This is a genomic window from Azospirillum sp. OGB3, assembly GCF_014192915.1.
Taxonomy (GTDB): domain Bacteria; phylum Pseudomonadota; class Alphaproteobacteria; order Azospirillales; family Azospirillaceae; genus Azospirillum.
In genome coordinates this window covers 146,654-158,424 of the sequence record NZ_JACHYN010000009.1, presented here as the reverse complement: position 1 = coordinate 158,424, position 11,771 = coordinate 146,654, and the positions used below count along the sequence as shown (strand labels likewise).

At 67.4% G+C, this 11,771-nt stretch carries 8 protein-coding genes; 5 read left to right on the top strand and 3 right to left on the bottom strand.

From position 1 onward, the window contains the following. Positions 1-3: 3 nt before the first annotated feature. Entirely contained in the window at positions 4-1,692 is a 1,689-nt protein-coding gene (locus FHW79_RS18755; RefSeq protein ID WP_183180349.1) for a DHA2 family efflux MFS transporter permease subunit, read from the top strand. A 115-nt stretch (positions 1,693-1,807) separates the two neighbouring features. Beyond that, positions 1,808-2,338, top strand: coding sequence for a hypothetical protein (locus tag FHW79_RS18750; protein ID WP_183180348.1), 531 nt, complete (start codon positions 1,808-1,810; stop codon positions 2,336-2,338). A 6-nt stretch (positions 2,339-2,344) separates the two neighbouring features. Here the strand turns inward: FHW79_RS18750 and FHW79_RS18745 are convergent, their stop codons facing one another. Beyond that, a complete protein-coding gene (locus FHW79_RS18745; RefSeq protein WP_183180347.1) occupies positions 2,345-2,728 on the bottom strand; it encodes a hypothetical protein in 384 nt (127 codons plus the stop codon). A 108-nt stretch (positions 2,729-2,836) separates the two neighbouring features. Beyond that, positions 2,837-5,353 (bottom strand): bifunctional diguanylate cyclase/phosphodiesterase, encoded by a 2,517-nt coding sequence (locus tag FHW79_RS18740; protein WP_183180346.1) that lies wholly within the window; start codon positions 5,351-5,353, stop codon positions 2,837-2,839. A gap of 204 nt (positions 5,354-5,557) precedes the next feature. On the opposite strand from FHW79_RS18740, the gene recO reads away from it, so the two are divergent. The 3 genes from recO (at position 5,558) to FHW79_RS18725 (ending at position 10,114) form a co-directional block, all read left to right on the top strand. Further along, a complete protein-coding gene (gene recO / locus FHW79_RS18735; protein WP_183180345.1) occupies positions 5,558-6,280 on the top strand; it encodes a DNA repair protein RecO in 723 nt (240 codons plus the stop codon). An 18-nt stretch (positions 6,281-6,298) separates the two neighbouring features. Beyond that, positions 6,299-8,557, top strand: a complete 2,259-nt coding sequence (gene parC, locus FHW79_RS18730) for a DNA topoisomerase IV subunit A (RefSeq protein ID WP_183180344.1) — start codon at positions 6,299-6,301, stop codon at positions 8,555-8,557. A 459-nt stretch (positions 8,558-9,016) separates the two neighbouring features. Further along, complete coding sequence (locus tag FHW79_RS18725) at positions 9,017-10,114, top strand: TRAP transporter substrate-binding protein (RefSeq protein ID WP_183180343.1); 1,098 nt, start codon at positions 9,017-9,019, stop codon at positions 10,112-10,114. 126 nt (positions 10,115-10,240) lie between these two features. On the opposite strand, the gene FHW79_RS18720 is transcribed toward FHW79_RS18725, so the two are convergent. After that, entirely contained in the window at positions 10,241-11,752 is a 1,512-nt protein-coding gene (locus FHW79_RS18720; protein WP_183180342.1) for a TRAP transporter large permease subunit, read from the bottom strand. Between the last annotated feature and the right edge of the window lie 19 nt (positions 11,753-11,771).

The following is an 11,771-nucleotide window of genomic DNA, read 5'->3' as shown; positions in this document are numbered from 1 at the left end:
ACCATGACCGCCATCACCAACGACGACACGCCCACCGCCCGCGACGCCAATCCCCCGGCGGACGCGGGCGGAGAGACCGCCGCGTCCCGGCTCCAAACTCCCCCGCCCCCCGCGGGCCGGGGCGCGGCGGCTCCGTCTTCCCCACCCGCGGCGGGACCGCGCCCGGTGACCACCCGCGACTGGCTGGGCTTCCTGTCCATGGTCGTCGGCATGTTCATGGCGATCCTGGACATCCAGATCGTTTCCAGTTCCCTGTCGGAGATCCAGGCGGGCCTCGCGGCCAGCGCCGACGAGATTTCGTGGGTGCAGACCTCCTACCTCATCGCCGAGGTGGTGATGATCCCGCTGTCCGGCATGCTGGCGCGGATTCTCTCCACCCGCGTGCTGTTCACCATCGCCGCCGCCGGCTTCACCCTGACCAGCGTCGCCTGCGCCTTCACTTCCAGCATCGAATCGATGATCGTGTGGCGGGCGCTTCAGGGCTTCATCGGCGGCGCGATGATCCCGACCGTCTTCGCCACCAGCTTCTCCCTGTTCCCGCCGGAGAAGCGCGCCGGCGTGTCGGTGATGATCGGGCTGGTCGCCACCATGGCGCCGACGCTGGGCCCGACCCTTGGCGGCTGGCTGACCCAGAGCTTCTCCTGGCACTGGCTGTTCCTGGCCAACGTGCTGCCGGGCATCGCCGTGACCGCGCTGGTGTGGACGCTGGTCGACGTGGACAAACCCAACCCGGCGCTGCGCAAGGGCTTCGACTTCATCGGGCTGGGGCTGATGGCCGCCTTCCTCGGCAGCCTGGAGTTCGTGGTCGAGGAAGGCCCGCGCCAGGACTGGTTCCAGGACGAGTATGTGGCGATCTTCGCCGTGGTCGCCGCGGTGGCCGCCGTCGGCTTCTTCTGGCGGGTCCTGACCTACGGCAACCCGATCGTCGAGCTGCGCGCCTTCCTGGACCGCAACTTCGCCATCGGCTCGCTCTACAGCTTCATCATCGGCATCGGGCTCTACGGGGCCGTCTACCTGCAACCGCTGTTCCTGGCGCGGGTGCGCGGGCTGAACAGTCTGCAGATCGGCACGATCATGTTCGTGACCGGCGCCTTCCAGTTCCTGTCCGCGCCGATCGCCGGCGCGCTGTCGAAGAAGCTCGACCTGCGGGTGATGCTGGCGATGGGGCTGTGCCTGTTCGGGACGGGCGTCTGGCTGAACGCCCACCTGACCAACCAGTCCGGCTTCTGGGAGCTGTTCCTGCCGCAGGCGGTGCGCGGCCTGTCGCTGATGCTGTGCTTCATCCCCGTGAACACGATCGCGCTCGGCACCCTGCCGCCGGAGCAGCTCAAGAACGCGTCGGGCCTCTACAACCTGATGCGCAACCTGGGCGGCGCCATCGGTCTGGCGGCGATCAACACCGTGCTGCTGGAGCGGTCGGCCCTGCACATGAACCGGCTGGGCGACAACCTGAACCTCGCCCGCCCGCTGGTGCAGGAGACGCTGGACGGGCTGGCGGCCAAGTTCGACGGGCTGGTCGCCGACCCGCAGGCCGCCGCCATGAAGACGCTGGCCCGCATGGTCGAGCGCGAGGCGATGGTGCTGACCTTCAACGACTGCCTGCTGCTGATGGCCGGGGTGTTCTTCGCCGGGCTCCTGCTGATGCCGCTGGTGCGGCGTCCCGGCGGCAAGCCGGCGGCGGCGGATCACTGACGCTTCGGCGCCGTCCCTTCGTGGCGGCGAAGCGTTCCGGTGAAGCGTTCCGGTGACCGGCGCCGGTCTTCGTGCTATAGGGCAGGCCGTCGCGTCGAAGGGTCTTTCCGCCGTCATGAGCAAGCGCCAATACACCCGCGCCGAGGTCAAGGAACTGCTGTCCGCGCTGGAGCGCCAGTGCCGGGAAGCGTCGAAGCTCGCCCAGCTTGCCGAGCATGAGGCGAGCAAGCACAGCTTCGGCGCCTACCGCGAGTTCCGCGACAAGGTCGGCGAGTTCCAGGCGCTGGTCATCCTGATCGAGCAGCGGCTGCGCAACCTCGTGGACACCCGCTCCGACGACCTGCGCGACCAGTTCGAGCGGCTGGACACGGTGATGCTGGCCCTTCTGGTGCGGGCCAGCATGCGCTTCTTCTTCGTGCTGTCGGCCAACCCGATCCTGCCGATGGGCGCCCGCGAGATCTTCGTGGCGGAGCTGCGCAGCCTGCACGACGCCCACGAGAAGCTGAAGCGCCCCAACTACGCCGGCAAGCTCGGCGCGGACCTGGAGCGCGATCTGGAGACCGCCTCCCTGATCCTGGAGGAGATCATCGACAAGGCGCCGAGCCTGCTCAACTTCCGCGGCGGCGGAGGGGGCGGCGGGGCGTAACCCGCCTCAGCGCTGGATCAGCGCGCTTTCCTTGCCGGACAGCACGAACACCTTGGCGTAGCTCTTGAGAAGCGCGTCGATCAGGGCGTTGACCTTCGGGCTGGACATGGCGCGCGGGTTGGCCGGATCGACGTGGAGGACGCAGCTGTCCTTGACGTCGTTGAAGGCGGCCAGGGCGTGGATGCGGTCGGGCCGGAACTCGTCGGGGAAGTTCTCGTCCATCAACCAGAAGCATTGGAAGTTCCGGCAGGACTGCGGACGCTCCTCATAAACGGTGCAGCCCTTGCCCTGGTCGCAGGACACGCACCATTTGGCCGACGGCTTCTTCAGTTCGGGCACGCCCATCAGCTTGCAGCACAGCGTGCATTCTCCGCAGTTGCGGTCGGCCATAACGCGAAATCCTGATCTGTCCCGGTGAAAGAGCGCGGACACTCGCACAAAGGGCGGTGCCGGGGAAAGTGTCCGTTGGATGGGGGAGGGATTGGGAGAAGCGACGTTCTACGCCAGGCTGGGAAGGACCAGCGGTTCCTCCGCCTCGCGGACCAGCAGAGCCTCGATGGCGTCGGCCGGGGCCGGGCGGGCGTAGAGATAGCCCTGGGCGTACTTGCACATGATGTCGCGCAGGAACTCCGACTCCATCTCGGTCTCCACGCCTTCGGCCACCGCCTCCATGCCCAGGATGGCGGCCAGCGTGGCGATCACCTGCACGATGGCGGCATTGCCTTCGCCTGACGAGATGGCCTGGACGAAGCTGCGGTCGATCTTCAGCGTGTCGGCCGGGAACTTGTGCAGGTAGGACAGCGACGAATAGCCGGTGCCGAAATCGTCGATGGACAGGCGCACGTCCATGTCGCGGATGCCCTGCATCAGCACCCGGCACTTGGCGGGGTCCTTCATCAACAGGCTTTCCGTGATCTCCAGCTTGAGGCTGGAGGGTGGCACCCCGCTCTCCTGCAGCACGTCGCTGACCAGCCCGATCAGGTCGTCGTCGCTGAACTGACGGGAGGAGACGTTCACGCTCATGAACAGCGGGGTGGGGCGGGGGAAGCGGGCCTGCCACCGGCCGAGCTGGCGCGCTGCCTCGCGCAGCGCCCAGCGGCCCATTGGGACGATCAGGCCCGACTCCTCGGCCAGCGGAATGAACTCGCCCGGCGGGACCAGCCCGCGCTCGGGATGCTTCCAGCGCATCAGCGCCTCGAACCCGGCGATGTGGCCCGAGGACAGGGCGACGATCGGCTGGTAGTAGAGGACGAGCTGATTCTGCTCCAACGCCGTGCGCAGGTCGGTTTCCGTGCGCATCTGGGCCATCGCCTGGCGGCGCAGGTTGCTGTCGAACACGTCGACGCGCGCCCGCCCGCCCGATTTGGCGCGGTACATGGCGAGGCTTGCGTCGCGCAGCATCTCCTCCGCCCGGTCGTAGCCGGAGACGCTGAGCGCGATGCCGATGGAGGCGGACAGCACCAACTCGTGGCCGTCCAGCGCCAGCGGCCGCGCGACGGCTTCGCCCATGCGCTCCGCCGCCGACAGGGCGTCGCCCACGTCGTCGATGCCGTCGAGCAGCATGGCGAACTCGTCCGCCGACAGGCGGGCCAGCGTGTCGCCCATGCGGCGGGTGTCGTCCAGCCGCTCCGCGATGGTCTTCAGCAGCCGGTCGCCGACGCTGGAGCCCAGCGCGTCGTTGATCGACTTGAAGCGGTCGAGGTCGACGAAGATGACGGCGAAGGCCTTGCCGCCGGCCCGCCGGTTGCGGTCCAGCGCCTGCCCGATGCGGTCCAGCAGCAGGGTGCGGTTGGGCAGCCCGGTCATGCCGTCGTGGAAGGCGTCGAACAGAAGCTGCTGCTCCGCCCGCTTCTGGGCGGTGATGTCGGTCATCGAGCCGGCGATTCGTACCGACCGGCCCGACCCGTCGCGAACGGCGAGGCCGCGGACCAGCATCCACAGCTCGTCGCCATCGGCGGCGCGGATGCGGAAGACGTGCTGGAGATGCTCGCGCTCGCCCGTCAAATGCAGATCGATGGCGGTGCGCAGACCAGCCAGGTCGTCGGGATGCACCCGGTCGAACCATTCGCCGATCCGGTTGGACAGGCTGTCCACGGCGAAGCCGAGCATGGCCGCCCAGCGCGGGGAGTAGTAAACCTCGTCCGCGTCCAGCCGCCAGTCCCACAGCCCGTCGTTGGCCCCGGCGGCGGCCAGCGCGTAGCGCTCCTCGCTCTGCAGCAGGCGCTGCTCGGCGGTCTTGCGGTCGGTGACGTCGGCCTGGCTGCCGACCAGCCGCACCGGGCGACCGTGGGCATCCAGCACCGCGATGCCGCGGCAGGCCATCCAGCGGATGCCGCCATCGGCGTGGCGCACGCGGTATTCGATCTGGAACACGGTGTTGTCGCTGCCCAGGGCGTCCAGAGTCTCGCGCAGCGACGGGCGGTCGTCGGGATGGACGCGTCCCATCCATTCATCGGGGCTGCTGCCGACCACGCCTTCCTCAAGCCCAAGAAGCGACAGCCAGCGCGGCGAGTAATAGATGGTTCCGGCGCCGAGGTCCCAGTCCCACAAGCCGTCGTTGCTGGCCGCGGCGGCAAGCGCGTAGCGCTCCTCGCTCTTGCGCAGCTGGCGTTCGGCGTGCTTGCGGTCGGTGATGTCGGCGACGGACCCGACGAGGCGGACCGGGTCGCCTGACTCGTCGGGCACCGCCATGCCCCGGCAGACCAGCCAGCGCCAGCCGGAGTCGCCATCGTCCGGCGATAAGCCGGCTTCGCCGTGGCGGACACGGTGTTCGATCTGGAAAGGCAGCGAGACGCCGACCATCTGGCCTTCGAAGGACGCGTAGAGCCAGTCGATGTCGTCCGGGTGGACGCGGTCGAGCCAATCTTCCGGGCGATTGACGTCGCCCGGCGGCAGGCCAAGAAACTCCTTGAAGCGGGGAGACAGGAACATCGTATCGTTGCGAAGGTCCCAGTCCCAGACGCCTTCGGAGCCGGCTTTCTCGGCCAGCAGATATCGCTCGATCGTGCTGCTCAAAGCCCCCTCACCGCCGCGGCGCGCCCGCATCTTGTGACTCGCAACATAGTGCCCGAATGGTGAATGAGAAATGAAGCCCCGTTGCGAAGGATTTGCGCCATGCTGGTGGTAAGGACGACCAAACCCGCTTCGCGGGCGCCCGGCAGCGCCCGCGGGCGCCATCGGCGAGTCGGATCCAGGCCGTCAATGTGAGGAAGCGGAAGCATGGAATGGTCCGATCAGGGCGTCGTGCTGTCGGCGCGGCCGCATGGCGAGACCTCGGCGGTCGTCAGCCTGCTGACGCGGGACCATGGGCGGCACGCCGGCATGGTCATGGGCGGGCGGTCCAGCCGCATGCGGGCAGCGCTGGAACCCGGCACGCTGGTGTCGGCGCGCTGGCGTGGGCGGCTGCCCGAGCATCTCGGCAATCTGACGCTGGAGGTGGTGCAGGGCTATTCCGCCGCCTTTCTCGATGATCCGTTGCGACTCGCGACCCTGACGGCCGCCTGCGCGCTGGCCGAGGCGGCCCTGCCGGAGCACCAGCCGCACCCGGCGCTGTTCGACGGGCTGCTGGCGCTGTTCGGCCTGCTCGGTGGCGACGCCTGGGCCGAGTCCTACGTGCGGTGGGAGGTCGGGCTGCTGGCGGAACTTGGATTCGGGCTGGATCTCGACCGTTGCGCGGTCACCGGGGCCAACGACTACCTTGCCTATGTCAGCCCGCGCACCGGCCGCGCGGTGTCGGCGTCGGCCGGCGAGCCCTACCGCGACCGGCTGCTGCCGCTGCCCGGATTCCTGATCGGACTGGGCGGCGGCGGGCCGCAGGCGGTGGCGGAGGGGCTGCGCCTGACCGGCCATTTCCTGGAGCGCCATCTGCTCAACGGCCCGCTGCCGCCCGCAAGGCTGCGATTAAGAGAACGTTACGAGAACACGGTGGCGCGTGTCCGCTAGATTTGGTATCCACAGGCCATGACGTCCCAAGACCCCGTCCTCGACATCCAGGAGAAGCCGCTCCGCGACGCGCTGAGCGAGCGGTATCTGAGCTACGCGCTGTCCACCATCATGGCGCGGTCGCTGCCCGACGTGCGCGATGGGCTGAAGCCGGTGCACCGGCGGCTGCTCTACGCCATGAGCCAGCTCCGGCTCGACCCCTCGACGCCGCCGAAAAAGTCGGCGCGCGTGGTCGGCGACGTGATCGGCAAGTTCCACCCGCACGGCGACACCTCCGTCTACGACGCGCTGGTCCGTCTGGCGCAGGACTTCGCGGTGCGCTACCCGCTGGTGGACGGGCAGGGGAACTTCGGCAACATCGACGGCGACAACGCCGCGGCCATGCGCTACACCGAGGCGCGCCTGACCGACGTCGCCAAGACCCTGCTGGAGGGCATCGACGAGGACGCGGTCGACTTCCGCCCGACCTACGACGGCGACGGGGACGAACCGGCGGTCCTGCCGGCCAACTTCCCCAACCTGCTGGCCAATGGCTCCAGCGGCATCGCGGTCGGCATGGCGACCAACATCCCGCCGCACAACGCCGCCCAGCTCTGCTCCGCCCTGCGGCTGGTGCTGAAGCACAAGCAGGACTGCGTGAAGGCGGCGTTGGCCGGCAAGGAGAAGCCGGCCCCGACGAAGATCGAGGATCTGGTGACCCTGATCTCCGGCCCCGACTTCCCGACCGGCGGCGTGCTGGTCGAGCCGCGGGCCAACGTCGTCGAGGCCTACCGCACCGGCCGCGGCTCCTTCCGCCTGCGCGCCAAGTGGGAGGTGGAGAAGCTGGGGCAGGGGACTTGGCAGGTCGTCGTCACCGAGATGCCCTATCAGGTCCAGAAGGCCCGGTTGGTCGAAAAGATCGCCGAGCTTCTGACCAACCGCAAGCTGCTGCTTCTGGAGGATGTGCGGGACGAGTCGGCGGAGGACGTGCGCCTCGTCCTGGTGCCGAAGAGCCGCAACGTCGATCCCGAGGTCCTGATGGCCTCCCTGTTCCAGACGACCGATCTGGAAATCCGCTTCGCCATGAACATGAACGTGCTGGACAAGGACAACGTCCCGCGCGTCATGAACCTGTTCGAGGTGCTGGACGCCTTCCTCGACCACCGGATGGAGGTGCTGGAGCGGCGGTCCCGCCACCGGCTGGCCAAGATCGACCACCGGCTGGAGGTTCTGGGCGGTTACCTGATCGCCTATCTGAACCTGGACGAGGTGATCCGCATCATCCGCGAGGAGGACGAGCCCAAGCGGGAGCTGATGCGCGCCTTCTCCCTGACCGAGGTCCAGGCCGAGGCCATCCTCAACATGCGGCTGCGCAACCTGCGCAAGCTGGAGGAGATGGAGATCCAGCGCGAGAACGACGCGCTGACCGCCGAGAGGGCCGGCCTGACCGAACTGCTGGCGGACGAGAGCCTGCGCTGGAAGACCATCGGCAAGGAGACGGAGGAAACGCGCAAGCGCTTCGGCGAGGACCGCCGTACCCAGGTCGCCGAGGCCACGGCCGTCATCGACATCCCCGTCGACGCCATGGTGGAGCGCGAGCCGCTGACCGTGCTGTGCTCGCAGAAGGGCTGGATTCGCGCGGTGCGCGGTCATCTGACCGACGCCGAACGCCTCGACGTCAAATACAAGGAAGGCGACAAGGAAGGCTTCTGGGTCCATTGCGAGACCACCGACAAGCTTCTCGTCTTCGGCACCAACGGTAAATTCTACACGCTGTCCGCCGACAAGCTGCCGCGCGGGCGCGGCTTCGGCGAGCCGGTGCGGCTGATGATCGATCTCGGCAACGAGGCGGACATCATCACCCTGTTCAAGCACCAGCCCGACCGCCGCCTGCTGGTCGCGTCGGAGGACGGGCGCGGCTTCCAGGTCGAGGAGAACGAGGTCGTCGCCCACACCCGCTCCGGCAAACAGGTTCTGAACCCCGACGACAACAAGGATGCCAAGATCTGCATCCCGGCGGAGGGCGATCACGTCGCCGTCATCGGCAACAACCGCCTGATGGTGGTCTTCCCGCTGGAGCAGGTGCCGGTGATGGCCCGCGGCAAGGGCGTGCAGCTTCAGAAGTACAAGGACGGCAGCCTGTCCGACCTGAAGGTGTTCACCATCGCTGAGGGGCTGAGCTGGAAGCATGGCGAGCGGCAGTTCAACGTCACCAATCTGACCGGCTGGCTGGGCAACCGAGCCGGCGTTGGCAAGATGCCGCCCAACGGCTTCCCCAAGGTCAATCGCTTCACCTGAGCCGTCAATACCTAACGTTGCGCGCAAACGGGGGGCTTCAGGCCCCCCGTTTCACTTTTGGCGGAATTTCCGATGGAAAATTCCCGAATTGGTAGGGTCCAGCCATGCTCGGGCTTGAACTCTGACCCGCGATTCCGGCATAGTGACCGTATCAAAACGAACTCGGTGCCGCCGACCGAAGGAGTGCCCCGAATGGGGCATCAGGGGTCGGAGGAACATCGGGCGATAGGGAGGCACGCGCATGGTCACCACAGATCCGTGTGAAGGCACAACGGTGGCACGGGGCTCCATCGGCCCTGGCAGCCTCGGTCCGTGACCCGCACGGTGACGTCGATCCGGCGTTGCCAGACAACTTCCTCAAAAACAACAGCCTTTCGGTTCGCACGCCGCGCTCCCTGTCCGGGGGCCGGAACGGCGGCGTGCACCCGCGCCGGGACGAGAGGACCCAAGGAGACCGCCATGAAACGCCGTACCTTCATCACCAGCGCCGGTGTCGGTGTCGCCGCCAGCACGCTGGCCGCCCCCGCCATCGCGCAGAGCAACCCCGAGATCAAATGGCGCTGCGCGTCGAGCTTTCCCAAGAGCCTGGACACCATCTACGGCGGGGCCGAGCGGGTGGCCAAGCGCGTCGCCGAGATGACCGAGGGCAAGTTCCAGATCCGCACCTTCGCCGGCGGTGAGATCGTCCCCGGCCTGCAGGTGCTGGACGCCGTGAAGGACGGTACCGTGGAGTGCGGCCACACCGTCTCCTACTACTATGTCGGCAAGGACCCGACCTTCGCCTTCGACGCGGCGATGCCCTTCGGCCTGAACGCGCGCCAGCAGAACGCCTGGATGACCCACGGCGGCGGCATGGAGCTGATGCGGGAGTTCTTCAAGGGCTACAACATCATCCAGTTCGCGGCGGGCAACACCGGCACCCAGATGGGCGGCTGGTTCCGCAACGAGTTGAAGTCCGTCGAGGACCTCAAGGGCCTGAAGTTCCGCATCGGCGGCTACGCCGGCACCATCCTGCAGCGCCTTGGCGTCGTGCCGCAGCAGATCGCCGGCGGCGACATCTACCCGGCGCTGGAGAAGGGCACGATCGATGCGGCGGAGTGGGTCGGCCCCTATGACGACGAGAAGCTCGGCTTCAACAAGGTCGCCAAATACTACTACTACCCGGGCTGGTGGGAAGGCGGTCCGCAGGTCTCCTTCCTCGTCAACCTGCCCCAGTGGGAACAGCTTCCCAAGCACTACCAGTCGGTTCTGGAGGCGGCCTGCGCCGACGCGACCGCCGACATGGTCGGCAAGTACGACGTGGTGAACATGCACGCGCTGAAGCGTCTGGTCGGCGCCGGCACGGTGCTGAAGCCCTACCCGCGCGAGATCCTGCAGGCCTGCTACCAGGCGACCTTCGACGTCTATGAGGAGGAGGCCGCGAAGAACGAGAAGTTCCGCAAGGTCTATGAGCCGTGGCGCAAGTTCCGCGACGAGGAATATTTGTGGTTCCGCGTCGCCGAGAACACCTTCGACAACTTCGTCTACTCCGCCCCGACGCCGAAGAAGAAGTCGTAGGGAGCGAGAGGCCGGACACGAAAAAGCCCCGCGGAAGCGGGGCTTTTTTGTTGCCGATGACCCGGTTGTTGTTCCGCTCCCCGATCCTCCCCCGCCGGGCGGGAGAGGAGGGAAACGAGGGGCGGGCTACTTGCCCTGCAACTGCTTCATGAGGTCGGCGTTGGGGTCCTCGGCGGGCTGTTCCGGCGCACCGAAGGGCGGCGGCGGCTCGCCCGAATCGAAGGCCGGGATCTCGATCTTCACGTCGTCCAGATTGATCGGCTCGCCGCGGTCCAGGCCGGAGAAGACCATCTCGGGGAACATGATGACCAGCGCCACCATGATCAGCTGGATGCAGACGAACGGCACGGCGCCCCAGTAGATCTGGCCGGTGGTGATCTTCTTGATGATCTTCCCGGTGATCTTGTCCTTGTAATCCTCCCGTGGAGCGACGCTTCGCAGGAAGAACAGGGCGAAACCGAAGGGCGGATGCATGAAGGAGGTCTGCATGTTGACGCCCAGCAGGACGCCGAACCAGATCAGGTCGATGCCCAGCTTCTCCGCGACCGGGGCGAGCAGCGGCACGATGATGAAGGCCAGCTCGAAGAAGTCGAGGAAGAAGGCGAGCAGGAAGACCATGATGTTGACGACGATCAGGAAGCCCAGTTCGCCGCCCGGCAGGCTGGTCAGCAGATGCTCCACCCAGAGGTCGCCGTTCACGGCGCGGAACACCAGACCGAAGACCGTCGAGCCGATCAGGATGAAGATGACGAAGGAGGACAGCTTGGCCGTCGTGTCCATCGCCTGACGCATCAGCGACCAGCTCAGCTGCCGCTTCATGAGCGCCAGGATCATGGCGCCCGCGGCACCCATGGCGCCGCCTTCCGTCGGCGTCGCGATGCCGATGAAGATGGTGCCGAGCACGAGGAAGATCAGGACCAGCGGCGGCACCAGCGAGGTCAGCACCCGGAACAGCAGCTGGAAGCCGCGCAGGGAGCGGGCCTCCGGCGGCAGGGCCGGGGTGAATTCGGGGCGGACGATGCTGACGACCAGGATGTAGCCGGCGTAGAGGCCGGTCAGAACCAGGCCGGGGACCAGGGCGCCGGCGTACATGTCGCCGACCGAACGGCCGAGCTGGTCGGCCAGGATGATCAGCACCAGCGACGGCGGGATGATCTGGGCCAGCGTGCCCGACGCCGCGATGACGCCCGACGCCAGCCGCCGGTCATAGCCGTAGCGCAGCATGATCGGCAGCGAGATCAGGCCCATCGAGATGACCGACGCCGCCACCACGCCGGTCGTCGCGGCGAGCAGCGCGCCCACGAAGATCACCGCGTAGGCCAGGCCGCCGCGCAGCGGGCCGAAGAGCTGCCCGACCGTGTCGAGCAAGTCCTCGGCCATGCCGGATCGTTCGAGGATCAGCCCCATGAAGGTGAAGAAGGGAATGGCCAGCAGCGTGTCGTTGCGCATGATGCCGAAGACGCGCTCCGGCAGCGCCTGGAACAGCGCCGGGGTCAGCAGGCCCAGCTCGATGCCGATCAGACCGAACAGCAGGCCGTTCGCGGCGAGCGCGAAGGCGACCGGGAAACCCATCAAAAGGAAAAGAACAAGCGCCGCGAACATCAGCGGCGCCATGTTCTCAATGAGGAAGGCGGCCATGGTGTGTGGTCCCCGGTCT